We start from the raw sequence: 26,477 nt of genomic DNA, 5'->3' as shown, positions 1-26,477 counted from the left end.
TCATGTCCTCCTCTTAAAAATTTTACGTGCAAACAACAAATAAATCAATGTTGGCAAAGGAAATTGAAACAAACCCCATACACCCCAGAACCACGGGTACAATCCTCGCTTACGTGCATCGTAGAACAGCCAAATGCTTTGCGACAGCAGGATGGCACCAAGCAAGATCCATACCCAAATCGGCACCTCCGAAGGCTCCAGCTTCATGCTTCCACCCGCTTTCTGAGCAGTGATACCAGTACGAACGGAACAATTAGAACCGCTATCAGCTGAATGATGAGAAATATAGCGGGTGCCCAGACGGTCAGTGATATAAATAACGACAATAATATAACAGCAACTATCACAAACATACCGAGCTCGAGAACCAATCTCTTGCGGTTCACCGCTTGTCGTTGTTGGATCTGCTGCTGAAACCAGTCAAGCTCTGGTGTGAATGCTTGGATGTGATTGTCCAAACGATCCCATCCTTCATGCAGCGCAGCAGTAATATCTTCATCATCTACATCAAGCAGCTTGTCAATGTCCGTATTGGACCTCTGGTGATGATTGTCAGTCTCGGACTTCTTCATGCTCATTAAGCTCCTTTCGCAGATTCCTTAAACCGTTGTGGATCCGGGATTTGACGGTGCCGACGGGCACATCCAGCATATCCGCGATTTCCTCCTGGCTGTATCCATAATAATGCTTCAAAATAATCGGTATCCGAATATCGCTAGACATCTTGTGCAGTGCATTCAAAACATCAGGCCATTCACCCCCGCTTTGCGTTAGCTGCCACTGTAGATTGCGGACAGACTGAAGCTGCTCTTGTACCTGCCAATTCCGTTCACGTTTCTTCTTTCTGAGCTCATCCATATAGATACGGGTAGCAATCGTGATCAACCATGATGAGAATTTCGACTTTCCATTATAGAGATGCAGCTTTTCCATGGAACGCATCAGTGCTTCCTGTGTCAAATCCTCGGCCGTTTGTACATTCATCGTGAGCTTGACCACATACTTGAATATATAGCTGTAATGCTGTTGGAATAGCTTCGACAGCGCAACACTATCGCCTTTTTGCGCTTGGTAAATCAGTTGCTGTTCGTCCGTCATCACGAGCCAATTCCCTTCGACTATGTTCGAAACATCTATTATACGTCTGAGATGGCATTAAAGTTCACTGCCCCCAAAAAGAAAAAAGAAGCCGCGGCATGTTCCAGCCTTCAGCCTCTTCATGTAGTATTTCACGAATCCTGACGCGCAAGCAGCGATGTCAGGAAAATCAATACCAATCCTTATCCCCAGCCCTGCAGCCGCTTATGTGGCACATTTCTGTAGCTTTCAATATCCCACTCTACAACTTTATCTATCACTGCACGAATTTCGTTGTCATCAAATTGCAACGTTGGCATTAATATACCTCTCATGCTTAAATCCAATACTTCAGTTTGCTCTTGCCCTCAGCATTTGCTCTAAATATTGTCCTTGCACTTGCCCTTGCCCTCTATCCCTAATCTTTAAAGCGAGGTAAGTACGAAGCGGAGTGGTCATAGTGTTCTGGAGAAGCGCAGCGTTCGCCTTTGTTCACGGGTTTTCACCTATTAATCTTTTACCTAATGAGAAAACCTGTGAACAACAGCGATCGTAAGAACACTATGACCGCGCAGCCCCCACATACTCCACTCCCCACCACACATACCTCAGCTTTACCTTACTTCAATCCACTCGTACTAATTCCCTCAACAATGAATTTTTGGAAAACAAAAAATACGATCAGTATCGGCAAGAGAGACAGTGTCGACATGGCGAACATACCACCCCAGTTGTTAAGCGAATCGCCATCGAGGAACAGCTTCAGCGCCAGAGAAACCGGATATAAGGTAGGCTTGTTCAAGTACAGCAACGGATTGATAAAATCGTCCCATTTCCAATAGAAGGAGAAAATCGCTGATGTCATCAATGCAGGAACAATCAATGGCACAATAATCCGGAAAAAGATCGTATATTTGTTGCAGCCGTCCATTTTCGCCGCTTCATCCATTTCTGGCGGTATCGTACGAATAAATTGCATAATCAGGAATATGAAGAACGGCATTCCGAAGAAGCTCGGTACAATAACAGGCTTAAAGGAACCCAGCCATTCCAGCTTTGCAAACATAACGTACTGCGGGATAACCGTAACATCGTGCGGCAGCATCATTGTGAACATGACGCAGGCGAACCAGAAGGATCTTGCTTTAAACGGAATTCTTGCAAGCGCATAAGCGACAAGGCCTGAGGAAACGACAGCACCAATGGTCGATAAGATAACGATGATGAACGAATTTTTAAAGAACGTAGTGAACGTATTGCCGGCAAAGCCCTTCCAGCCAGATGTATAATTGACCCATTGAATACTGCTTGGAATCAGGTTATAGGCCGTTGAGAACACTTCACTACTTGGTTTTAGGGAGCTGGCTGCGAGCCATATGATCGGATACAGCATAATAAGAGCCAATCCGCCAATGAATACATGATAAAGAGCTGCTTTTACTTGTCTTGTACTGGATGTCATGTTATTTGTCTCCCTTCGACTCGTAGTGAACCCAATATACGGATGATTTGAAGATAGCAAGCGCTAGCAAGCCGATCAGAATCAGCATCACCCATGCCATTGCGGAAGCATATCCCATTTCAAAAAATACAAAAGCTCTGCGGTACAAATACAGCGAATATAAAAGTGTATTATCCAGCGGACCGCCCTCACCTCTTGAAATAATATAAGCCGGGGTAAAGGTCATAAAGGCGCCAATGGTTTGCATGATCAGGTTAAACAATACAATTGGGCTAAGCAAAGGCAAGGTGATTTTGAAAAAGCGGTGAAACGCATTCGCGCCATCCACACCAGCCGCTTCATAATAGGAAATCGGAATATTTTTCAATCCTGCCAGGAAGATCAGCATTGAGGAACCGAATTGCCACACTGAAAGCGCTATCAAAGTCCACAAAGCAGTTCCCGGGCTTCCGATCCAAGAGGTATCTGATTGAATGCCAATGACGCCAAGCATGGAGTTCAAAAGCCCTTTATCGCCAAAAATCTGAATCCACATAATCGAAACCGCAACACTGCCGCCGATCAAGGAAGGTAGATAGTAAGCAGAACGGTAAGCACCGATACCGCTGATTGCTTTATTAAGCAGCACAGCTACGAATAATGCAAAGCCCAGTCGCAGCGGCACACTTGCAAATACATAAGTAAAGGTGACTTCCAGGGACTTCCATATTTTATCGTCATCCCACATTTTTTCGTAATTTCCGAGCCCGATCCAAGTTGGTGATTCCATTAAATTGTATTCGGTAAATGAATAATACAAGGAAGATACAATCGGAAATAAAGTGAAAATGAGAAATCCGAGTATAAACGGAGCTGCAAACACGTATCCGACAACATTGTCCTTTTCCCACAGCTTAGTCATGAATTTCAACCCCTATACAAGTAGTATGCAGTATGTGTTGCTTTCCTATATATTCTATTATAAAGATTTTGAGAGGGTTAGGAATTTAAAAAACCGTCCACTTTGTTCAAAATACAGACTCTTGACCCCATTCTGCTGCCCTCGAATTAGTAGATATCCAAACCACACACTGCGTTCATATAAAAAAGACTTATACGCCTCTGCGCATAAGTCCGGATTCCATTAATAGGATTTAATTTGCTCTTTCGTCTGCGTCTCCTGCTGCATTAGCTGTTTTCTATAATCGGAGGGATAACAGCCCGTATGTTCTTTAAACAGCTTGGTGAAGTGCCGAGTGCTAAGATAGCCCATTTGCTCGGAAACCTTTTGTACCTGGGCATTGGGCGAGGCAAGCAATTCCTTGGATTTGAGCATGCGGATATGGGTGACATATTTGATAAAGGTCGTACCTGTTTTTTTGCGAAACAATGTACTCAAATAATTGGGTGTTACATTTAACTCCTGGGCAACCTGCGTAATACTAATATCCTGCATATACTTCTGCTCAATATAGGCGATCGACATATCCACAAGCGAGCAGCCTATCCCTTCCCCGCTGCTGAGAAGCTGCTCACCATGGCGGCTCAAGCCATCTTTCCAATGTGAAAAGGTTTGTGTGTGATCCAGCTTGCAATCCAAACCTACATCGATGAAATCGCAGATTGCAGACTTTAAGGTGCTTAAACTGCTTTCTTCATGCTTATGGGACCAACGCTCCAAATCAATTACCGTTTTGGCATACGTCATGTAATCCTTCTCTTTGTAGGATTGATTCAGCCTGAGCAGAATGGCTGCCAGCTCTTCTATCCCCTCATTGGAGGATAATTTGGCTAATTCAGCCGCTGAAGAGCAGCAATTAATTCCATTGACGGCACGCAGCGGGCCCCAGGTTTGAAGCTCGTTAAGCCGCTCCAGCAGCACGTTACAATTCTCACACTCCTCAGAAAAGATCGCGGTAATCGCTATGCTGCTGTTCCCGTCTTGATGAACCGCTTCCTTCAGATTGGTGAGCAGCTGCTGGACCAATGTGTTCGATCTACAGTGATCTGCCTGATTCCAGGCCGTAATAAATGCGGCTCCTCCCATAGGCATCAGGATGAAAACTCCATAAACCCCGGAAGCTGAATAGGCATCCATCGAGCGCCGAAGCTTATCTAAGCATGGTGAGCGTCCAACCATTTTCCCTGCATCGCAATGGCTGCCATCGTTATAAATCATCACAATTTGAAACCGAACGTGCGGAATCATACTGTCATCCGGCAGCATGTGAACATCCATTAACCCATGAACGAGGGAAACCAGCTCATTTTCAAACCGTTTACCCAGCAGCAGCTGTCGTTTCTGCTTTTCCTGCGAGGATTTGATTAAGGCTTCCTCCAGATCCTGAGGACTGACTGGTTTGAGTAGATAATCAACCGCCCCACGTTTCAATGCCTCCTGTACATAGGAGAAATCTGAATAACCAGACACGATAATCCAGTACGTATGCGGCGAAATGATCGAGCCCTTCTCCATTGCCTGTAATCCGTTCAGCAGGGGCATACGTATATCAACAAGCACAACATCCGGCTTTTCCCGTTTAATCAGCTCCAACAGCTCGGCACCGTTCGTGGCTTCTCCAACGAGCTCCCAGGTCCCCTCCATTTCTTCAATCATGCTGGCTAAGCTGATCCTGACCAGACTTTCATCATCAGCAATGACAATCCTCATAATGTTCCCCCCTGAACAGGAATATGAATGGTTATCGTCGTCCCTTCAAGAGGCTTACTGTATATAGATAGTTCCGCATGCTCGTAAGCCAAATGAAGTCGCTCTCTGACATTGGCCATACCGATATCCACCTTCTCGTTTACCTTATCCTGTAAGAAACCCATTCCATTATCCGCAATCACTATTTCCAGCATTTCACGATCACTTGCAAGCAGCCAATGACTTTCAATTCTAAGTAGACAGGGACGATCCATCGGCTCGATTCCGTGTATAATCGCGTTTTCGACAAGCGGCTGAAGCAGCAGCTTGGGCAGCCGTATCGCGTGTACCTCAGCGTCGGATTGAATATAAACGGTTAGCTTGTCGGAGAACCGAATTTGCTGAAGCTCGCCGTATTGGCGTAAAAACTGCAGTTCTTCTCCAAGTGTCGTCCAATCGTTATGCTCCAATATGTAACGCAGCATGCTGCTCAGGGAAAAGATCGCTTTTTCCAGCAGCTTGCGGTCACCCATCCGATTTAATCCAATAAAGCCATTCAACGTGTTGTACAAAAAATGAGGCTGGATTTGCGACTGCAGCGCTCGATATTCGGCATTGCGTTTGCTTAAAACGGCTTTATATTCACTATCAATCAGATCACCAAGCTGATCGATCATCGTATTGAAGGCGGCACCCAGCTCCGAGATTTCATCCCTCCCACGAAAAGAAAATCGGGTTTTCAGATCTCCTCGCTGTACCCGCCGCATAACGAGAATCATTTCCTTGAACGGCTTAATGATTGCACTCGACAAGACAAAGAATACTAATAAGGTCAGTACAATACCGCCTCCAGCAAAAAGAGCACCCGCCGCGTACATCCAGCGCACTTTTTCCTTGAGCTCTGTATTGGACAGCAGCACAACAACCGTCCATTTGGCCGTTGATATTTGCTTGGATACGACTACGTAGGAATCCACGGTTTGGCCATTCGGACCTTCCAGGATCGCCTTCTCCTCCAGCTCTTTGGACAGAGGATGCGTGGAATAAATCAATTTTTCGTTATCATCATAAATAGCGATAATCGAGCTTACATTAAAGCGGATATCACGAACAATACGCTCCAGCACCACCGTATCGGCATCAGCCATAATCACAGCCAGCGGCTGGCTTGAATCCGGGTCCTTTATGAGTCGTGCTACCGAAAATACTTGGGTAGTAGTGCGGTACTTCAAATAATCCTGCGGATGCACACTAATAAAACTGACCCTTCCATCCGCTTCAAGCGCCTTCTTGTACCAATCCTGCTTCGTAAAAGGGAAGTTCTCCGTGGCTTCATTCGCATTCGTTAAGGAAGTTACATAGGCAGACCCATCAAAAGGCAGAAGAATGGTGCCTAAAATATCTTTTCTCGTGTTTTTCAGGAAAATGGGGAGCGTCCCCGTCAATGATTTTTCTGTTAAGTATTTCGTATAGAGCTCGGTTTCGCTCGTTTCACTTGCCTTTACCTTCAGCGCTTGCATCACTTCGGCGCTCCAGTATGGAGCTACCGTTAATCGCTCCAAATCTTCAAGATACGTTTCCAAATTACCGGAAAGTGTCGTTAAAGTCCCTTCTGTCAAAGCCGTGGTATCCTCCGAAATCAGACTGTGAAAGTAGGATGGCATAGCCCAGATAATGATTAGCACCGGAACAATGATCGATATGATGAAGAGCATCGTCAATTTCATTCGTAAGGAATACGCAAGCCTCATCGATAAATTCCCCTTTGTTGGAAGCGATATCATTTCCAACATTATACGTCATCAGCCACCCGTCCGTATATTCGAAATGCCTTACCCCTTAATGGCACCCGAAGAGAGCCCGTGTATAAAATATTTTTGTAAAAACAAATACAGAATCGTCATCGGAACAGCACCCATCAATGAACCTGAAGCCACCCATCCGATGTTGCTGTTGTATTGACCAAAAAACGCTGAGAGAGCAACGGTTAATGTATGCACCTCTGTTTTTTGCAGAAAAAATACAGAAAATGAATAGTCATTCCAAACCGCGACTCCCGTTAAAATAATAACCGAAGCTGTCACCGGCTTGAGCAAAGGCAAGATGATCCTGAAGAAAAGACCCAGATGACTGGAGCCGTCAATCATCGCCGCTTCGTCCAGCTCCCTCGGGATCGTGCCAATGAATCCGCTGTACAGGAAAATCGTGATCGGCAGGTTAAATGTTACATGCAGCAGCACAATGCCCCATAACGTATTTAAGGCATGAAGATCCACGTACAGCTTATATAAGGGAACCAAAATCGTCAGGGGCGGAACAATCAACGCAGATATAAACAGCGTATAGATGAACGTATTCCATTTCGTTTTATAACGGGCAAGTGGATAAGATGATGCGGCGCCAAGAATAATAACGAGAAGTACGCTCACAAAGGTGATGATCATATTATTCATAAAAGCGCTGCCCAATTGGGCCTGCTCCCAAGCTTTATAGAAATTATCGAGATATAGATAGCCCGGTAATATCCACTTCGAGCTCGGATCATCCACAGCTTTAAAGGAAGTTGTAATCAGAACATAAAAGGGAAGAATGTGCAGCAAACAGATCAGAATAGATATATATTTTAAAGGCTTCGATATCGTTCTCATGAACTCACTTCCTTTCGACGAAGGAAATACAGTGAACTGATACTAATGATGGATATGATGACAAACATCAAATTACCCAAAGCTGCCGCATAACCTGCATCCTGTCTGGCAAAATAAAGCTGATACATCAATGTCGATAACGATGCGGATGCATAACCCGGCCCGCCGCCTGTTAAGGAAACGACCACATCAAACAGCTTAAAGCCACCTATCAGATTCAAAACAATGTTGATGGTCACCGATGGAGCAAGTAAAGGCCAGGTCACATGGATAAATTGGGAAAACTTCGTTGCACCATCAATTTGGGCGGCTTCGTAGTAATCCTTCGGTATCGTTTGTAAGCCTGCCAAAAAAATGACCATCGCGATCCCCAAATACTGATATGTGTTAACGAAGGTAATCAACCATACGTTGATTTTATCGTTGGCAAGCAGGTTGATCGGTTCCTTGGCAAATAAAAGAATAATATCATTAAGCGCGCCACCGTTATATTGGAAAAAGAAGTACCAGATATACCCCATAATTAGCGGACTGATGATGACAGGCAAATATATGATGGTACGCGTCAAGCCGCGCATGCGTATGCTTTGATTTAATAGCAGTGCGTACATCAAGCCTACCAGGTTTTGAAAAAAAGTGCTGCCTATGCCATAAATAAACGTATTTTTGATTGTATTCCCGATAATCGGATCCTTGAGCATCCGTATATAATTATCTACCTGCACCCAGCCATATTCCTGTGAGTAACCATCCCAGTTCGTAAATGAAATTTGAATCCCTTTAATAAAAGGGTATAAGATGAACACACTAAACAAGGCTAACGCAGGAATGTACATAAGATTAAGCACGGAGGCCGAACGGCTCCATTTGATCAAGCGATTGGTTTCCTGCTTCGTGGTTTTCAGCCTCGAAAGGTTATCCCGGCTTGTTGGCTCTGAAGTGGTTCTTGGCATGATGTCCTCCATTCTCTCCTGGAAAGAGCAAATGAGAGCCCGCTAGAGCGAGCCCCCTGTCCATAAGCTCTCCTTATTTTTTGCGTAAACGTTCAACTTCCTGCTTCATGTTTTGGGCAAACTGCTGTGGGGTTATCCGATCAGCCAGCAGCTCGGTCCCTTGCTTACACATAACGTCCCACATGCCATTAGGCAAATAGACGCGGTCAAAGTAAGGGAATACACGAATGTTCTCAAACTCTTTATAAAAAGCAGAAAAATTATGATTAGCTTCGACGCCCTTGAGTCCAGGAGGTAATTTGGTGGAATTCGCAATTTTGGTCATGTTCTCTTTTTTGGCAAAAAACGCAACCAGCTTTTTCGATTCTTCCATGCGCTTGGTATCCTTGAAAATCCCCATCGTATTCCGTTCACCACCGGAGAAGTTAGGAGTATCTCCAGCTACCATAGATGGAACCGGAATGTAGCCCATTTTCAGATTGGCATTTACTTTACTCACTTCATCAGCGAATGATGGGCCGGATAGAGCAAAAGCTACCTTACCGTTAGCAAATAGCTTGGGCATATCACTGTATTTGGCAGTCAGCGCGTCCTTATTGAGGTAGCCCTTCTTTTGAAGATCCAACAGCTTTTGCGACAGATCAGCCCACTTGTTCCAGTCAAAGGTATTGTTCATCAGGGCTTCGGCATCATTTTTGGGTGCACTAATGAACGCAGAAGTCGAGAAAATATCCAAATAAGAGCCGATCATCCAGTTATCGATTCCAGAGAAGTAGAACGGTGTTACGTCTCCCTTGGACTCTGTTTTTATTTTCTCTGCTGCTGCCATAAGTTCATCATACGTTTTGGGTGGCTGGATGCTGTACTGCTTCAGAAGATCAGCATTGTACACGATGCCGTCCTTCGCTTCACTAATAACAAGAGCGTACACTTTCCCATCTTTATCGGTCACGACATTTTTGATTGTATCTGTCATTTGTGAAGCCCAGGCTTCTCCGCGAAGGTCTGCCAAATATTTACCATATCGGATCTGAGCCCAGCCATGGGTATCGAACACATCGGGCAAATCGTTAGCAGCCATTTTGACCTTTAGTAAATTCTCATACTCTGTGCCAGGGAACTGCAGCTCCACATCAATATCGGGATTTTCTTTTTTGAACGCTTCACCAATTTCCCTGTAAATCGTTTGAACCGGTGGATCATTAACCGTACTGTATACAGAAAGCTTGGATTTGGCCCCTCCGGTGCTTGGTGCCGGTTTAGCTGCTTCTGTTTTGGCTGGGGGTTCCGTCTTCGGCGCCTCTCCTCCCGCTTGTCCGGTCCGACTCGAGCAGCCTGCTACCAGAACCGAGCTGACAAGCAATAAAGATAAAGTGCCTTGGGTCCATTTCTTCATATCTTCATTTCCTCCCCTAATCAATTTCCTTTAATTGTTATTTCTAATATGTATTGTACCATCATTGTATGCGTTTACATGAGATACTAATCTACGATAAAAGCGCTCATTTTTACTCCAGCCAGCTGCTTGGTAATAAAAAAAGATCAGGACGAGAGCTTCTGCAGCTGCTCATATCCTGATCGGTTTCATTGATTATTTTTTGTTTTTGGCAAGGATGGCATTCGCTTCTTTACGGAACTTGGCTGCTCCATCCTCTACGGAAATTTTCTTGTACAGAATTTGCTCGCCCACATCCTGTAGAACCTTCAGAACTTCAACGGAACCTACTGGGTATGGAGGATCGTTCGGACTGCTGTTCTCTGCTGCCCATGCTACATATTCAAATACTTTGGTTTCTTCCGGCGTTAAGAGCGGTTTGAGAGCTTCCTGAATTTTGGAGTTAATGGGAACGCCGCGCTCGCCCTTCATGATTTTGTGAACTTCAAGATCATTGATGAAGAAGTTAACGAATTTGATCGCTTCTTCTTTATTTTTGGAGTTCTTGGTAACTGACAAGCCTTGGCTTGATTTCAGGAACAGTGCTTTTTTGCCTGTGTTGCCTGGAGGTGCAATGATTTCAGTAGGACGTTTGGCTGCTGCTGTCCAAGCGATATACTGGTTGGACCAAGCGAAGGAAGCACCTGCGTTGCCCAGCACCATTTCGTCATCTTCCGGCGTCAATTTCTTTTGTGCCATCTTGTCCAGCGTCAATACGTAACCAGCATCATACCATCTTTGGTAACGTTTGAAGAAGTCGATAAACGGCTTGTCATCGGTATATCCAAGTGCCGTACCGTCAGCTGTATAGATTCTTTGATCTACACTGCGCAGGTAGTAAGGGAAAAATACTTTGTAATCGACACGGTCGCTGAACAGCTTGCCATTTTCCTTAAACTTTTTAGCCAAGGCTTCCAAGTCGTCCCAGGTCCAATCCTTGGCAGGTACAGGAGCGCCGACTTTTTTCAACAGGTCTGCATCCATAACAGGGCCAAGTGCATTCACACCCATGGTTAACTGATATTGCTTGCCGTCATATTCACCGATTTTCAGGTATGCTGGTGAGATATTGGTTTTATCAATCGTTCCTTTATCCATATAAGGACGTAGATCCTCAAGCTGTCCGCGGCCACCGAATTGACTGATATAAGCATCATCCATTTGGATAATATCAGGCAAATCATTAGCAGCTGCTTGCGGAGCAAGCTTTTTCCAATAGTCGTCAAATGCTGCATACTCGGCTTCGATCTTGACGTTCGGATTTTTTTGTTGATACAGTTCAATAATTTTCAGTGTATAGTCATGTCTTGCTTGACCGCCCCACCAGGAGAACCGCAACTTCACAGGATCTTTGCTTGTTGTTGCTGCTGGAGCAGGTGTGGCTGCATCCGGTTTTTTCGTTGTATCCGCTCCGGCTGATGGTGTAGCGGTAGCTCCACATCCCGAGGCTGTAACTAGCAATGCTGCAGATAAGATTAATGTTAGCGCTTTCTTCATATCTGTATCCTCCCTTTAATTCGAGTTCTACAAGATTTATTATCACTCTTTTTGATCAAAATATGAATTCAAAAAACCGTTATCCTTGTTTAAAAAACAGACATTTCATCCTGCACAGACATTTTGAACGAAATCAGAGCCTTTTTTTCTCAAAAAAAGAAGAATCAGGTCTCAGTTCTGCATGAACTGGCCTGATTCCTGACAGGGAATGATCCCAAAGTCGCCTTTTGCTTACGAAATTATGACTTTTTATTGTACTTAGCCAGAATCGCGTTGGCTTCAGTACGGAACCTCGATGCTGCGTCCTCGATCGAAATCTTTTTGTAGAGGATTTGCTCGCTGATGTCCTTTAACAGCTTTTCCACTTCTACCGCGCCAATCGGATTGGGTGCATCGGCAGGACTGCTGTTTGCTTCCGCCCAAGCTACATATTCGAATACTTTTAATTCTTCAGGATTAAGCAGTGGTCTCAAGGCTTCCTTGACCTTGGACGATATGGGAACACCACGCTCGCCCTTCATGATTTTGTTGGCTTCAATGTCATTGATAAGGAAGTTTATGAATTTGGCAGCTTCCGCTTTTTGCTTCGAGTTTTTTGTAATTGCAAATCCCATGCTTGCCTTGAGGAATAAGCCTTTCCTGCTGTTCGGTCCCGGTGGCGGGAGCAGCTCCGTTGGACGTTTGGCAGCCGCTGACCAGGCAGCATACTGATTGGACCAAGCGAAGGAGGCCATCGCGTTGCCCAGCACCATTTCATCATCCTCCGGGGTGAGCTTCTTCAGCGCGAGCTTGTCCAGACTCAGGAAGTAGCCGGCGTCATACATTTTTTGATAACGTTTATAATAATCGATAAATGCCTTATCGTCGGTATAACCGAGCGATGCTCCGTTCGGATCGAACAATTTTTGATCCATGGAACGCAGGTAGTAGGGAAAAAACACGTCGTACCGCATATAGTCACCCAGCAGCTTGCCGCTTGCCTTCATTTGCTTGCCAAGGGCTTCCAGATCATCCCAGGTCCAATCCTTGGAAGGCATTGCGACACCTGCTCTGCGAACCAGCTCAGGATCAATCGTCGAACCGAGCGCATTCACACCAGCTGTGATTTGATAAAGCCTGCCGCCATACTGGCCGCTGTTAAGTGTATTGGCAGCTACCGTGCTAACATCAATGGTTTGGTTATGAATGTAGGGAGTTAATTCCTCCAGCTGAGCTCTTCCGGCAAATTGACTCAGATAAGAGATATCCATGGAAATAATATCGGGCAAATCGTTGGCTGCTGCCTGAGGAGCCAGTCTTTTCCAATAATCGTCAAATGCCGCATATTCAGCTTCAATCTTGACGTTGGGATGTTCCTTCTGATACAGCTCAATGATTTTGAATGTATAATCATGTCGGGACTGCCCGCCCCACCATGCAAAACGAAGCTTGACCGTTTCCTTGCTGGTGCCTGCTGCTCCGGTCTCCGGCTTAATAGCTGTGTCCTTCGTTGTTGGTACGGCTGTATTTGCTCCGCAAGCAGTCGCTGTAAGTAGCAATGATACAGAAACCAGAAGCATTAATGTCTTTTTCATCAAGTACAGTCCCCCCTTGTCTCTACTCCTGCACAAGGTCTATTATTACGCTTTTTCGTGCAAATATGAATCTAATATACCGCCCTGCTTGTTAAAAAAACAGAGCTTGATCATGTAGCCTTAATATATTCGGAAGGTGTGCAGCCTGCGTATTTCTTAAAGACCTGACTAAAATATTGCGGGTTATCTCCAAAACCGAGCATTTCGGCCAGCTCAAATATTTTGATATCGGACTTCTGCTCGAGCAGTTCAGTCGCTTTGGCGATCCGCACCTTCATGACGTAATTGGAAAACTTTTCACCCGTTCTTTTCTTGAACAGCTTGCCCAGGTAATCGGAGTTCATATACAGCATTTGATGAGCTACCCAATTCAGGGAAAGCTCTGTATTACCGAGATGTCCGTTAATGATGTCCAGCACTTTATCGGTAATCGCGCAATGCTTGTTTTTCGTATGCTCATAATGGCTGAGTGTAATTTGGCTTGCCACTTCCTTAAAGAAGGTTTGGATCGATTGCAAGGTTTCCAGATCCATCAGCTTGACCAGGTGGTCTCGATAATTAACAATAGCATCTGCATGTCCAAGTCGAATGATAGCCATTAGCAACTGAATCACATAAGATTTGGACGTCGATATATTGGAACGAAGACCTGCAAGCTTTTGAAAAAATAAATCTATCTCCTTATTGGCCTCTTCCCACAGTCCTGCTTTAATTTGCAGCATCAAATTATCCTCGTCATAAGCAAAGTCTCTGAGTTCAGGCTGCTCTACCCCCACAATATCCCGTTTTGTTATCAAGCTGCCTTCTCCCAAATAAAATCGGTAATTCAGGCATTCCAGCGTCTGCTTGTACAGGGAGCGTGCCCGGATGATTTCATCTGCTTCACTAAGCGCGATGGTCAGATCAATTTTGTAATAACGTAAAAAAGTTTCGCGAATTTGGTGAATGCAATCGTACAGTTCACTGACAGACTCCGCATCCTCAACGACTATTAACACCTGTCCGCCGACTGTGGAGCTTAGAACGGTTTTTTGCAGCAGCTCCTCAGCAATGTTCTTCACCGCAAACATATGCTCAAACTCAAAATGTCCCTCCAATTGAAACAGGATCAGCCTTACCTTGCGATTTTGGAGATCCAGGTCGAACAGCTTGCGGTAATATTCCCAGTCGCGGTTGCCATAGGTTTTGTTCGTGACGAATTCCTTGAGGAATTGCTCCTTAACATGCGGTAGCACCTTCTCCAGACCGTACCTCATATTGTGCACGAATTGTTCCCGCTGCTCCTCACGATTCAACTCATCCACGAGCTCGACCAACGCTTCCAAAATTTTATTTTCATTACATGGCTTCAACAAATAATGCTTGACCTTGTAGCGCATCGCCTGACGTGCATATTCAAATTCACTGAAGCCAGACAGCAGGACCAGCTTGATCTGAGGGTATTCCTCGAACATTTTTGCTGCCAGCTGCAGACCATCCATTCCAGGCATTTTAATATCGCTGATAATGATATCAGGTTGGTTTTGCTTGACAAACTCGTAGGCTTCGATGCCATTTCGGGCCGTCCCGGCAAGTACCGTTCCCGCCGCTTCCCAATTCACCACATTCGATATTCCATCCAAAATAATTCGTTCATCATCAACCAATAATACTTTATACATGCCGCTCCCTCATTTCATCTGGTATGGTGATCGAAATCCGGGTTCCCTTCTCGATTTCACTTTCAATGGACACGCCATAACCTTCGCCAAAAGCCAGGACGATACGTTCCTCAATATTGGAGAGCCCTATCCCGCTCCCGCGAGTAGGTGCTTCACCTCTCCGTACCTGCTCCAGCAGGCTTGCTTCCATACCCGGACCATTATCCTCCACTACAAGGATCAGCTTTCCAGGCTCTTTCTTCGTCCAGATCCGGATATGGCACGGTTCCAGCATCGATTCCAGTGCATAGTGGATCGAATTCTCAACCAGCGGCTGTAAGGTCATCTTCGGAAGCAGCAACGATCTGGTGTCTTCAGCGACATCCAGTTCAAATACAAGCCTCTCTTCGAACCGGAATCTTTGAATCGTAATATAATTCATCACGATATCCAGCTCCTCGCCCACCGTAATCAAGGTTTCCTTCAGGCTGATCGAGCTTCTCAGTAAAAATCCGAGCGATTCGACCATTTTCGAGATTTGCGGCTGTCCATTTGATTTGGCTAACCAGTTGATGGATTCCAGCGTGTTGTATAAAAAATGCGGATTAATTTGAGCCTGCAGCGCTTTAAATTGGGTTTCCTTGATCGTAATCTGCTTGGAATAGTTCTCCGTAATCAGCTCGTTGATTTGTTGAATCATCATCCGGAATGTCCGCCTTAACTGACCCACCTCATCCATTTGGATTGAGGTCCAATCCGAATTTTCCATACCTGCGAGACTGAAATCCCCCTTCTGAACCTGCCTCATTCGTCCAATTAATTCCTCAATCGGCTTGGTCATCGTTCTGGCAAATTTGATCGCCACAGCCATTAACAGAAGTAAAATAATGACAAAGCTCACGAATAGGATGTTTTTCATCAAAATAATTTTTGTGAAAATTTTATCAAACGGTGTCAAGCTGAGATACGTCCAGCCCAAATATTCCGAGCGAACCTGGGAAATAAAGTACTGCTGCCCGTTGTAGGGCTTGATGGCATAGTCTTGACGATCCATATCGGTTTCCACGGGAATCGGTGTCAGCTTATCTGGTCCTTTACTGATCGGGTAGATCACATAGTTGTTGGAGGTAACCTGTAAATCGCCATTTTTCAATTCAGTGCCTTCCAACACATTTTCGGCAATTCTATCAAAATAAATTCTAACCGTTAAGGTGCCCAGTCGATCAAGGTCAAAATTGGTGCCATTATAGGAGCGTATTTCCCTGGCAGCTATTAAATAGGAATCTTCTGCATCAGGTACAATCCATCGGGTTCCGCCTTGACCTTTGGCCGATTCGTTCAGGATCATTTGTTTTTTGGCAGTTGAGGATCTGGAGGCCTGGCCGGCTACAGCTTCACCACTCAGCACATCCGTCACCTCCATGGAATAAATATATTTTTCATTACCGGCATATTGGACAAGTCGATCCGTAACATAAGAACGAATTTTGTATTTTTCAAATTCTGGTGTAAATTCATTCAGCGATAGCAGCAGTTCCTGAACCCTCAAATCCGTAACAATATTATAGGAGATACGATCCAGCTTCTTAAGCTCATTTTCGATACCGCTGGAAGACAAATTCAGCAGCTGTGACGATTTGGAGTACAACTGCTCGTCATAAATCGAATACACATATTGCAGAGACAAATAAGTACCCAAAAAGCAAATACCCATGACCAGCGATATGATTGAAAATACCTTATGTTTTATTTTTAAATTCGCATAGTAGGAAGGCTTGATTGCAAACATAAATGGTCTCACTATACTACGACTCCCCTCTGCAGCTATGTCGGATTCCCCTCTATGTTACAATATTGCAAGCAATCTAGCCAATAGCTCAGATGCAAAGAACCCCCAAAACCACTTGATTCGTGGCTTTGAAGGCTCTGATTGCTGCGAGAACAGACTGCTCCCCGCGTTTTGTCTTATTATTTGCCGCCGCTGCGCTTTTGATAAGCTTCTGTCATTTCCTGACTCATCTTGACCATATCCGCGTCGGCTTTCATTTTAGTTACAAATTCATCCCAGGCAGTAATCGGTTCTCTGCCCAAAATGATTTTTGTTTTCAAATCCTGCACCTTTTTCTCATATTCAGGCAATGCTTTTTGCACGGTTGGCGAGAACAATCCTGTACTGATATCCGCTACACTGTTTTTGGCGCGTTCATCCTGAATTTTGGTATACAAAGCATTTACTTCCGTAGGGAAGAATACTTTGGTGGAGCTTGCATAAGGATCGGCCACATAGGCAATCTGATTAAAATCGGCTCCGTTGTCTGCGGCCAGCTTCTCGGTATTAATCACCTTGACGCCGTCTTTAACTGTGTGATGGGTGCCTTCAAAGCCATACTGCTGAATCGCGAACACCTCATCACTCATCCAGGTATCCATCAATTTGAGAATACGCTTCATCTTCGCTTCAGGCACGGACTTCGGAATCGACATCATACCTGAGAAGCCTGGACCCTTAGGATTATAGCCATTAATGTTTGTAATCGGGTAAAAGTTCTCCTGCTTGAAATCAGGCTGTACGACCTTCAGCTTATCGTAATAATCGACCATAGTACCCGCTTTATCTATAATGATGCCTGCTTTGCCTGCTTTAAACAGATCCCCGGTTTGCGTCAGCTTCAACGCTGCAAAATCTTCCGGAATCAGCTTTTCCTTGTAAGCCTTCGTCAAATACTCCAGCGATTTACGCGTCTCAGGAAGAAAGCTTGTATGCACAAACTTGCCGTCGAGCAGCTTCCATCTGCCATTTACACCTGTGAAGCTGTTTTCTACTTGGCCTAAAGATCCCATATCGGTCGGTCCTACATTCGCAGCAAAAGGTATCGTGTCGTTCTTGCCATTTTTATCAGGATCCTTTTCCGCGAACGCTTTCATAACGTCATACAGCTCATCCGTTGTTGTCGGAACCTTCAAGCCTAGATTGTCCAGCCAATCTTTACGAATAATGAAGAAACCATCTGCTTCGGACGGACGAGGGCGAGGAATCCCATAGTTTTTACCATCCTGCATTTTTGTCAAATCCCAGGCAGTTTTGGAAATTTTGCTACTTAGATTGGGATAATCCTTAATATAAGGAGCCACATCCCAGAAAGCGCCTTGTGTAACAGAATTACGGAATACCGAGGTAAACGGATCGTTTATCAATACCAGCTCTGGAATATCGCCGGAAGCCAGCGTTACGTTCAGCTTGTCGGTGTAATTGTTGCCGGAAACCCATTGAATCTTCATCTTGGAATTTGTTGCTTTTTCAATTGCTTTTTTAATCGGATTATCATCTGCAGCGGGTGAAGGTGTAAGCAGAATCGTCATGATACTGACCTCAAGCGGCGCTTCGGTTTTGGCTTCCATCTTACCATCTGCTGCTTTCCCTGCTGCCGGGGCGCTTTCTATAGCTCCTCCGGAACAGCCTGCCAATACGGCGGAGAGTGCCAGAATTGCAGCTATGGAAGCTGCTGCTGTTTTCGTGTTTCGTCTTGCATTCATTGGTGATCCTCCCTTTAGTTCTATATTCGATGGCTCACCATTGACGTTAATCGATTGGGAGTTTGCCAACAATCATACTCTTTTGTAAGTCGCGATTTACATGGTTTGGACTTTGTTGCAGCTATTGCACAGGCTGATGTGACAAGCTTTTATCCCTATCAGGAGCGATTGAGCTCGCGGAACTGGCTTGGCGTAATCCCCTCGTATTTTTTGAATATACGATTGAAGTACGTATGCTGATAACCGACACGTTCGGCGACTTCATTGATTTTGATTTCAGTCTCACGCAGAAGGCCCTTGGCATTATCGATCCGAATGTCGGTTAGATAGTCAATGAAATTAACGCCGGATATATGCTTGAAGGCCCGACTTAAGGTATAGGGACTGGTCCCGAACAGCTCTGCACAAGAATCCAGCGACAGCATCGTCATGTAATTCTCTCGTAAATGAAAAATTACTTTCTCTACCATTTGCTTAAGATGAAAATCCTGCCGGCTGATCAGCTCCTGCACGAATACAGCTACCAGCTTGTACTGGAACCATCTGAGCATTTCCTCCGGCTCCTTCAGCTGTGCCAGCTGCTCGAACAGGTTAACGCCACCGAACAATTGAACAGGATTCATACCGGATTGCAGAACGGCATACCGTATGCTTCCAAGCAGCTGCAGCATCCCCTGCTGCACAGCCAGCTCCGTCGAACCGCTTGCCGATAATTCCTTCATAAATTGTTCGATCAGCTCTACAGCCTCATGCTCCAAGCCATTGCGGATCGCGTGCACGATTTCTTTTTCCAGTGTAAAAGGGAAAGTGCTCTCCATCAATGTGCTCGATTTGGACAACAGCTCCGGCTTGATGATTTGATTGTCGTCAAGCAGATCACGGTATACCAACGCCTGTCTCGCCTCCTCAAACAAATGCGGAATTTGCTTCACCTGATAGGCTGACTTGCTGATCGAAACCGTTACCTGCATTTTCAGAATACGATTGATCGTTTGTGTCGCCTCTTGGCAAAAGGAGCTAATATCGTCCTCCAGCCAGCGTGCAGGATGATCGAGCGGAAATGACAGCAGCAGGCCTACAGAAAAATTGTGAAAATTGATAACCTCGACCTGCTCATATTGGGAACCTGTCAGCTCCTCAATAATATTAGCTGCCGTGAATGTAACCAAATCCTCATCTCCGGAGGAAAAACGCCCCTGTAAATTTGAAAAACCCGTTAATTGGAACATCAATGCGATAAACTGCCGTTTCTCCGTTTTCCAGCCATGGTGCTTCATTCGCTCCCGCAGATCATTTTCCTGTAGTGAGTAGAAATAGCCTTGCACCAATTGCAGGAAAAACCCCTCACGCAGCAGTGGCAGCTGCTCGGTCAGCTTGGATCGCATCGTTTCACTTTCTTTGGACAGGTGATTCCACTGCTTTTCAAACAGATCAAATTCATCGTTAAGCTCTGTATCTTTATCACCCGACAAGAGCCGTACCAGCCGCTCAACCGGCGAATACATCCGATGTGAAACGAACCATGACAACAGCAGCGCGAGCAGCAGTCCGGACAGACTGATGAACAAAATCCACTTGGATACAAGTACAACCGGTGCGGTTATGGAAGTTAGCGGGGCGGCCGAAATATAGACCCAGGTTGTGCCCAGCCGTGAGAATTGTCCATAAGAGACCGAATACGTCGTCTTATTGTGCTCAAACAGGAAGGACTCCGATTTGGAGCTGTGCTTCAAATATTCCTGCTGTAAGGCTATATCGATATCTGTAAATTTACCAATGCCACTGCTCGATAGCTTCCAGCTGCCATCTCCGGTCAGAAGAATCGTTTCTCCTTCATTGTAAGGCGTCAGCGTCTTCAACATTTTAATGAGATTTTCCTGATTAATCGTTGCTACGATGGCACCGAATGGCTCTGCACTGCCACCGGGAATCTTGTTGACCAAGGATAAGGAGTTGGTCTCTGAATCCTTGGTCGGTGCCGCAGGGTATGCATTCGTCCAGAATACAGAACGCTCTTTTCTGAGCAGTGACTCATAAGGCTGCAGGCTTGCAGGCTCGGTAATGTACGTATACTGCAGCTTGTTGAAGATCAGCGGCCGCGGCTTATCGAGAAACAACTCAACCCGCTCCAGCAGCGGGTGTGCACCTTCCATAACGAGCAGCGCTCGGAATAAATCCTGAACCTGTTCGAAATTATAGGCAATATCCAAAGTTTTCAGTTTTTCATCGAATTTGGAATCAAACGCCCAATGCGAGAAGGTCAGCTCCAAATAAGCCAGCTGATCGTCAATATTTTCCGCACGCTGCTTGATCTGATTTTGATGCAGCCGCTGCAGCTCACCCTCCATATTGTCCGAAGCCAACCAGTAAATACTGACACCGATAATCAATCCGGGAATGCTCGCGACCAGCAGCATCATGACCAGGCTTTTACGAAAAAATCGGCTGTTATATTTGTATTTTGAGGCAATCCCAAACCATCGCTTCCAAATTCGATCCAATATCGCTCACCTTCCAACCTTTTGTGGGAGTCTACGCAGTTATGACACACTATTCAGCTATGTTCGACAACAAGCCGCTGCTATCCTGCCTGCGTGCCTCCCGGATCTCTTGTTCCATCGATCAGCCCTTCACAGATCCGACCATGGCACCCTTGGCAAAATGCTTCTGCAGGAATGGATACACGAGCAATATCGGCACCGTTGCCACGATAACCGCGGCCATTTTCAAGGTTTCTGCCGGAGGGGCAACCGTAAGCACGTCGGCCTGAAGATCGGTATTATTCGCATTGAGCAGCATATTTTGCAGCATAACCTGAATCGGCCATTTGGAGGCATCCGTAATATAAATCAGTGCATTGAAAAATTGGTTCCAGTATCCAACCGCATAAAATAATCCGAACGCCGCCAGCGAAGGAAGCGATAAGGGCAAAATGATTTTAAACCAAATCGATAAATCGTTACAGCCATCGATCTGCGCCGATTCCTCCAGCTCAACCGGCACACTGTCGAAGAAACCTTTCATCAATATAACGTTCCAGCCGCTTGCGAGCGCCGGTATGATGAGTGACCATAAGCTGTTGATCAGTCCGAATTGGCGGACAACCATGTAGTTGGGAATGATTCCCGGACTGAACAGGATGGTCAATAAGATCAGCAGCAGAATCAGCTGCCGACCGCGCAATCTTTTACGGGAAAGCGTATAGGACAGCGCCGCTGTAACAATCAAGCTTAAAGCTGTGCCGACGACTGCCAAATAAGCACTGACACCGAGAGAATTCGGAAAAGCCTTGGTGGATAGCAAATATTTATAGGAGTCCAAAGACCATTTCTCCGGGAACAAAATAAAGCTTTTCTGCAAATATTCCACTGGATCCGTGAACGATACAATGAACACATAATAAAGCGGGAAAAATGTCACAATCGTAACTAAAGCCAGAAATACGATGTTGATGATGTTAAACATGCGATCGCCTAAGCTTGATTTCATGAGGAACCTCCTTAAAAGTACGTTGAATACGTATGGCTGTGTTGTCATCTTCTTCTGATCGCTGTTGGTTTCAAGGTAAAGGCGAGAACAATTGTAAGCTAGTATACGCCTTCTTCGCCCATTCTTTTGGCGATCCAGTTGGCCATCACGACCATGAGCAGACCTACAACCGACTTGAATAATCCAGCCGCGGTACTGTAGCTGAATTGCGCCTGCTGAATACCGACGCGATAAACATACGTATCAAATACCTCAGCCACCTCGGAAACAGCTCCGTTATACATTAGAAATACCTGCTCGAAGCCGACATCCATCATATGGCCCAAGCGCAGAATGAGTAAAATAATCACGACATTACGGATTCCCGGCAGCGTAATATGCCACATTTGGTGCAATCGGTTGGCACCATCGATTTTGGCTGCCTCATACACCTGTGGATCAATCCCGGCCATCGCTGCGAGGAACAGGATGGTTCCCCAGCCGCATTCCTTCCAGATGGATTGCAGCGTAAGCATGAGCCAGAACGTATCTGGATTGGTCAACACATCCATCCGGCTAGCGCCGAGTGATTCCAATATTTTATTGACCAAGCCCTCACCCTTCGCAAACAGCAGAAAGGTGAGTCCGGCGATAATAACCCATGACAAGAAGTGCGGCATGTACACAATAGATTGCACCAGCCGTTTATAGAGCACACTTCGCAATTCGTTCAGCAGCAAGGAAAGCAGAATCGGTAAAGGGAAAAACAGAACCAAATTCATGATGTTAATCGCCATCGTATTGCGAAACAGCAGCATAAACTCGGGATTGGAAAAGAATCGTTGAAAATGCTCTAGCCCAACCCACTCGCTGCCCATAATCCCTGCGAATGGCGAATAATTTTGAAAGGAGATCACGATGCCTCCCATCGGTATATATTTAAAGAAGAAGAAGAACAGCAAGCCCGGCAGTGCCAGCAAATATAAGTATTTATCCCTGCGTAGATCGAGGCCAAGGCGGCGGAGACGGGTCATCCGTCTTTCACCGGTAGGTACCGTGTTCGTACCGGGGGCAGTTCGTGGTTGTTGTGCAGCAGACATGGCTTTACCCCTTTCTTTGCGAAATCAATTTAACAGCGTGTTCCTCATAATCGAAGTATTTGCCTTCTAGCAGACCGATCAATGTATTCGTCACCTTGACTTCTATATGGTTATCCGCCTCTCGCAGCAGTGTGGCAGGTCCTTCCCATGAGTAAGGCGACCAGGTGCAGACACCGAGAGATGTGCCATTCACAAGCACTTCTGCACAATCATGAAAATGGGGGTCCCAGCCTGCAAAGGTAAGCTCAAAGCTTGCCGCATCCGTGGAAGGTGTCACTTCTACATGTTGTGTAAACGAGAAAACACCAGCATAATACGGATAGCCCTCATACGGCCCTGCCTGTAAAGGCAGCTTGTGCACCTCTGGACCCGACAGCACTGCCCGATTAGCTTCATCAAAATGGACCTCGAATGGACCTGTCACATACAAGGCATCTACAATGCCATCGCTATCCTGTCCTATCTCTATATCCACGGTAAGCAGATTCATTCCCTCTTGCAGAAGGCTTGTGATCTCCTGGGATCTATTCATATGGTCATAGACAAAAACCGCTTTGAAATTATGATTATCCAGTACATGCCCATTGATTCGAATGATTGCCGAGCCTGCAATAGCACTATCATCCATCAGCATTTCCACCTGTTCAGGCAGCTGCTTCACCACAAATTCCACTGAATAACGTGCTTGAAGCGGGTAGGCTAGCGAGACTTCCATCGGCGTCCCGAAGGTTTGCTGCATCATGACAGGCAGCGCCGAGGTTTCAGCCAAATCCGCACATTGGTCTATGAATGTTTTCACACCCACGTCAGCACCAATGGTAGAAAAGCTGTCTGCGGATGCAGCTGCATCACTAAGTGTTAAGCGGAAAGTATCCAGACGCAGCACATTCGCTTGCTGTGCGCTCATATTCCAAACATTGGACGCATCCAAAGTCCATTTCCACGGCTTAGCTGAATCGAATTCTTGCTGTGACAAACTCGCATTGCCGCTATCAGTACGGACGACCTCAATCAGTCTTGATGCAAATGGTGCTATCGACAGAGGCAGCCCCCACGAGGTGCCTACTTGTGCATATTTGCCTTGCAGATCGACAGCCTCGCCTGTATCCAAGGAGAGCTCACGGAATTCGAGTGAGTAGGATTCAGCTGCAATTGTCTGCTTACCCCACAGATGAGATTCGATCTGCAATTCAACCTGGCGTTGTATGGACTCCTGATTGCTAATAAATACAAGTGCCTTATTTTCCTCAACAAGACGTGTTTGCAGCATCAAGCCCCATTCACCACAAGCAGGCTGAAGTCGAACTGCCATCGGGTCCAGCTTATCCAGCAGCTCTGTAAAAGGCTTCAGCACTTGCTGCTCGTCAGCTGACGCTTTAAAAGGAAGGTGGTAAGCGTTATGCTCTCCTTTGTACCAATCCTGAAGCTCACCGTCGATGGAGTCATGCTCCTGATATAAGCTCGCGGCAGACTCCGAACTTCCCATTGAGTTCTGTTCCCAAAAGCTTGCCTTTACGCCTCCAGTTAATCCGAACGCTGCTGTAATCTCGAACAAATCCGATGTTGACGAATCAATTGCTTCATAGGGCAGCTGCCCCATACTGATCACTTTGCCACCTTGCTGCAAAAATGTCTGTATGCTTTTCCAGGCTCCGCTTTCCAGATTCGTAAGCGGCGGCAGAACCAATGTCGAGTAGCGCGCGTTACCCAGCTTGATCGTACCGCTGCTGATTTCCGCAGTTGCCAGCAGTTCCGGGTCCAAATGATCAAAGTCTCTGCCCTCAAGACTCAGCTGGTACAAGATACGCACCCACCATGCTTTTAAGCTGCTCAGCCTTTGTTCTTCAGCTGTATCGGTGCCGCCATGTGAAAAACCATGGAACGGATTGCCCATACGGGCCCATAATGACGTTATCGGCTCCAGAACTGCAATCGAAATTACAGCTTCTCCACTGGTCATCACATAGCTGATCCGTCCCGTGTAGTCACCCAGCTTGCGGAAATGCGCCCAATACGGATTTTGCAAAAACTGCGAAGGCGGCGCATCATGCTGGGTCAAGCCGTCAACCGTATAGAAAAAGGCATGAAAGTTAAAAAAGTTCGTTCCCTGTGCAGCCATCCTGTCGATCATCCATCGTGCATCCTGCAGTGTCATCGACCAGCCCACGCTGTGGAAGCATTCGATCAGATTCCGTTCCCGTCCTAGCTGACGTGCCAGAGAACTGACCATCTTCGCACTACTGCGGAATTCAAACGCCCTATGAGTAAGTATCCACTCCAGCGATCGCCCGAGCTTCTCATGTGCAGTATCACCGGCAGGCACATGACTGAACAATTGGGTCGTATGTCTTACCGAAGGCACCTCTGCGACATATTCCAAACCGTGCTGCTCGCACCAATCATGAACCTGCTTATGGTACGATTCTCTCAATAGCAGGTGGACTGCCTGATAATAATCGTAACGTATCTTGGCCGCACCCTCTGCCTCGGGGTCCAACAGTGCATGCAGATGCTCCAGCAAATCATAGCCATTGCGCTCAAGGAAAAATCCAGCCAGCTGTGGTGACCATGGAATACTGCCGAGCAGACCGATTTCATCAGTGAACATTCCCTTGATTGTCGTGCCAAAAAACTCTCCCAGATATTTCGCGTATTTCTCATGCGTCAGTCGAATAAACGTTGCCATGGCTTCCCGGTTGCAAGGGTCAACGAACGTACCGTAATATTTAAAATCTTCTATTTCTTTTTCCTGAGCGATAAATACTTCCCACTCACCATCAGGAGCAGTCCAATCCAGCTTTTGAATCGTACGGTAAGTAAAAAAACGTTTTTGATTATAGGCAGTCAGACCGGTTTTTTGAAAAATCGAATCCGCTTGAAAGTTACCTATGGAATCACGGATCGGTATCGCTTCATTCCAATTCCTGCGACCATCCGCAGTAATGGGGACTGCTTTGGCATAAACAATACGTGCCCAAGGCAGCTCTAACGATAGGTGTTCTCCACCCAGTGCTCTTTGTGTAGTATGTGTGAGCGTGTAGTGCTTGGCCTCCGGATGCTCCAGTGTAACCTCCCCGCCGGCAATACCGCTCGGATAAGGATATTCGTCATACAGCCAGACGTTTAATCCGCGCTTCTCTGCTGCTTCAACCGCAACACGCACCTTTTGAAACCAGGCTTCCGATAAATAAGGAATTTTCAAGCCTTGTCTGGCGCAGATGAATACACCGCCCAAACCTTTATCTGCCATTTCATCGATTTGATACTGAATTTGGCCATCTTCCATTTCACCATTCCAAAACCAGAACGGATGAATACGATCTGCCGCCGCTGGCTGTTTAAACCTTTGCATATCAAACATGATTGAGCTGCCTCCCTGATCTATAATGAGTTCTTGTAGGTTTACTATAAAATACATCCATTCGATCAACAATCATACTCTTTTGTATCCTTTCCCCAC

The 26,477-nt window shown here is 45.9% G+C and carries 19 protein-coding genes; all 19 read right to left on the bottom strand.

Annotated features, from left to right (window positions below; all coding sequences use genetic code 11):
- Positions 1-207 carry a sigmaY antisigma factor component gene (locus NST47_RS11025; protein WP_341155176.1) on the bottom strand — a complete coding sequence of 69 codons (207 nt, stop codon included), beginning with the start codon at positions 205-207 and terminating at the stop codon, positions 1-3.
- On the bottom strand, positions 204-572 hold the full coding sequence (locus NST47_RS11020; protein ID WP_341155175.1) for a YxlC family protein: 369 nt from the start codon (positions 570-572) through the stop codon (positions 204-206). The genes NST47_RS11025 and NST47_RS11020 overlap by 4 nt, the downstream gene beginning before the upstream one ends.
- Positions 553-1,098: an RNA polymerase sigma factor SigY gene (gene sigY / locus NST47_RS11015; RefSeq protein WP_341155174.1), complete on the bottom strand. Its 546-nt coding sequence runs from the start codon at positions 1,096-1,098 to the stop codon at positions 553-555. The genes NST47_RS11020 and sigY overlap by 20 nt, the downstream gene beginning before the upstream one ends.
- A gap of 598 nt (positions 1,099-1,696) precedes the next feature.
- Positions 1,697-2,539 (bottom strand): carbohydrate ABC transporter permease, encoded by an 843-nt coding sequence (locus NST47_RS11010; RefSeq protein ID WP_341155173.1) that lies wholly within the window; start codon positions 2,537-2,539, stop codon positions 1,697-1,699.
- A 1-nt stretch (position 2,540) separates the two neighbouring features.
- Complete coding sequence (locus NST47_RS11005) at positions 2,541-3,440, bottom strand: carbohydrate ABC transporter permease (protein WP_341155172.1); 900 nt, start codon at positions 3,438-3,440, stop codon at positions 2,541-2,543.
- 222 nt (positions 3,441-3,662) lie between these two features.
- Complete coding sequence (locus NST47_RS11000; protein ID WP_341155171.1) at positions 3,663-5,189, bottom strand: response regulator transcription factor; 1,527 nt, start codon at positions 5,187-5,189, stop codon at positions 3,663-3,665.
- Positions 5,186-6,895 carry a cache domain-containing sensor histidine kinase gene (locus NST47_RS10995; RefSeq protein WP_341155170.1) on the bottom strand — a complete coding sequence of 570 codons (1,710 nt, stop codon included), beginning with the start codon at positions 6,893-6,895 and terminating at the stop codon, positions 5,186-5,188. Before NST47_RS10995 ends, NST47_RS11000 begins: the two co-directional genes overlap by 4 nt.
- 105 nt (positions 6,896-7,000) lie before the next feature.
- Entirely contained in the window at positions 7,001-7,816 is an 816-nt protein-coding gene (locus NST47_RS10990; protein ID WP_341155169.1) for a carbohydrate ABC transporter permease, read from the bottom strand.
- On the bottom strand, positions 7,813-8,652 hold the full coding sequence (locus NST47_RS10985; protein WP_341159656.1) for a carbohydrate ABC transporter permease: 840 nt from the start codon (positions 8,650-8,652) through the stop codon (positions 7,813-7,815). The genes NST47_RS10990 and NST47_RS10985 overlap by 4 nt, the downstream gene beginning before the upstream one ends.
- A gap of 190 nt (positions 8,653-8,842) precedes the next feature.
- Entirely contained in the window at positions 8,843-10,165 is a 1,323-nt protein-coding gene (locus NST47_RS10980) for an ABC transporter substrate-binding protein (protein ID WP_341155168.1), read from the bottom strand.
- 195 nt (positions 10,166-10,360) lie between these two features.
- The gene (locus NST47_RS10975) at positions 10,361-11,701 is read right to left on the bottom strand and encodes an ABC transporter substrate-binding protein (RefSeq protein ID WP_341155167.1); all 1,341 of its coding nucleotides are present in this window, start codon (positions 11,699-11,701) and stop codon (positions 10,361-10,363) included.
- 239 nt (positions 11,702-11,940) lie between these two features.
- Entirely contained in the window at positions 11,941-13,275 is a 1,335-nt protein-coding gene (locus NST47_RS10970) for an ABC transporter substrate-binding protein (protein WP_341155166.1), read from the bottom strand.
- Positions 13,276-13,385: 110 nt separating this feature from the next.
- Complete coding sequence (locus NST47_RS10965) at positions 13,386-14,936, bottom strand: response regulator transcription factor (protein WP_341155165.1); 1,551 nt, start codon at positions 14,934-14,936, stop codon at positions 13,386-13,388.
- Positions 14,929-16,716 (bottom strand): sensor histidine kinase, encoded by a 1,788-nt coding sequence (locus tag NST47_RS10960; RefSeq protein WP_341155164.1) that lies wholly within the window; start codon positions 16,714-16,716, stop codon positions 14,929-14,931. Before NST47_RS10960 ends, NST47_RS10965 begins: the two co-directional genes overlap by 8 nt.
- A gap of 167 nt (positions 16,717-16,883) precedes the next feature.
- Complete coding sequence (locus NST47_RS10955; protein ID WP_341155163.1) at positions 16,884-18,449, bottom strand: extracellular solute-binding protein; 1,566 nt, start codon at positions 18,447-18,449, stop codon at positions 16,884-16,886.
- Positions 18,450-18,607: 158 nt separating this feature from the next.
- Positions 18,608-20,950 carry an AraC family transcriptional regulator gene (locus NST47_RS10950; protein WP_341155162.1) on the bottom strand — a complete coding sequence of 781 codons (2,343 nt, stop codon included), beginning with the start codon at positions 20,948-20,950 and terminating at the stop codon, positions 18,608-18,610.
- A 121-nt stretch (positions 20,951-21,071) separates the two neighbouring features.
- The gene (locus NST47_RS10945) at positions 21,072-21,938 is read right to left on the bottom strand and encodes a carbohydrate ABC transporter permease (RefSeq protein WP_240414257.1); all 867 of its coding nucleotides are present in this window, start codon (positions 21,936-21,938) and stop codon (positions 21,072-21,074) included.
- Positions 21,939-22,036: 98 nt separating this feature from the next.
- Entirely contained in the window at positions 22,037-23,017 is a 981-nt protein-coding gene (locus NST47_RS10940; protein ID WP_445667375.1) for an ABC transporter permease, read from the bottom strand.
- Between the two features lie 4 nt (positions 23,018-23,021).
- Positions 23,022-26,378 carry a glycosyl hydrolase gene (locus NST47_RS10935; RefSeq protein ID WP_341155161.1) on the bottom strand — a complete coding sequence of 1,119 codons (3,357 nt, stop codon included), beginning with the start codon at positions 26,376-26,378 and terminating at the stop codon, positions 23,022-23,024.
- Positions 26,379-26,477 lie beyond the last annotated feature (99 nt).

The organism is Paenibacillus sp. FSL H8-0034 (assembly GCF_038000305.1).
Taxonomy (GTDB): domain Bacteria; phylum Bacillota; class Bacilli; order Paenibacillales; family NBRC-103111; genus Paenibacillus_S.
The sequence above is the reverse complement of the archived record's forward strand: the minus strand, read 5'-3'. Positions and strand labels throughout refer to the sequence as shown.

Excerpts from the sequence above, each read along its gene's own strand:
- NST47_RS10980 (WP_341155168.1), bottom strand. The coding sequence starts at position 10,165 with ATGAAGAAATGGACCCAAGGCACTTTATCTTTATTGCTTGTCAGCTCG.
- NST47_RS11005 (WP_341155172.1), bottom strand. The coding sequence starts at position 3,440 with ATGACTAAGCTGTGGGAAAAGGACAATGTTGTCGGATACGTGTTTGCA.
- NST47_RS10940 (WP_445667375.1), bottom strand. The coding sequence starts at position 23,017 with ATGTCTGCTGCACAACAACCACGAACTGCCCCCGGTACGAACACGGTA.
- NST47_RS10965 (WP_341155165.1), bottom strand. The coding sequence starts at position 14,936 with ATGTATAAAGTATTATTGGTTGATGATGAACGAATTATTTTGGATGGA.
- NST47_RS10955 (WP_341155163.1), bottom strand. The coding sequence starts at position 18,449 with ATGAATGCAAGACGAAACACGAAAACAGCAGCAGCTTCCATAGCTGCA.
- NST47_RS10975 (WP_341155167.1), bottom strand. The coding sequence starts at position 11,701 with ATGAAGAAAGCGCTAACATTAATCTTATCTGCAGCATTGCTAGTTACA.
- NST47_RS10995 (WP_341155170.1), bottom strand. The coding sequence starts at position 6,895 with ATGAAATTGACGATGCTCTTCATCATATCGATCATTGTTCCGGTGCTA.
- NST47_RS11020 (WP_341155175.1), bottom strand. The coding sequence starts at position 572 with ATGAAGAAGTCCGAGACTGACAATCATCACCAGAGGTCCAATACGGAC.
- NST47_RS10990 (WP_341155169.1), bottom strand. The coding sequence starts at position 7,816 with ATGAGAACGATATCGAAGCCTTTAAAATATATATCTATTCTGATCTGT.
- NST47_RS10985 (WP_341159656.1), bottom strand. The coding sequence starts at position 8,652 with ATGTACATTCCTGCGTTAGCCTTGTTTAGTGTGTTCATCTTATACCCT.
- NST47_RS10935 (WP_341155161.1), bottom strand. The coding sequence starts at position 26,378 with ATGTTTGATATGCAAAGGTTTAAACAGCCAGCGGCGGCAGATCGTATT.
- NST47_RS10945 (WP_240414257.1), bottom strand. The coding sequence starts at position 21,938 with ATGAAATCAAGCTTAGGCGATCGCATGTTTAACATCATCAACATCGTA.
- NST47_RS11010 (WP_341155173.1), bottom strand. The coding sequence starts at position 2,539 with ATGACATCCAGTACAAGACAAGTAAAAGCAGCTCTTTATCATGTATTC.
- NST47_RS10970 (WP_341155166.1), bottom strand. The coding sequence starts at position 13,275 with ATGAAAAAGACATTAATGCTTCTGGTTTCTGTATCATTGCTACTTACA.
- sigY (WP_341155174.1), bottom strand. The coding sequence starts at position 1,098 with ATGACGGACGAACAGCAACTGATTTACCAAGCGCAAAAAGGCGATAGT.
- NST47_RS11000 (WP_341155171.1), bottom strand. The coding sequence starts at position 5,189 with ATGAGGATTGTCATTGCTGATGATGAAAGTCTGGTCAGGATCAGCTTA.
- NST47_RS11025 (WP_341155176.1), bottom strand. The coding sequence starts at position 207 with ATGAAGCTGGAGCCTTCGGAGGTGCCGATTTGGGTATGGATCTTGCTT.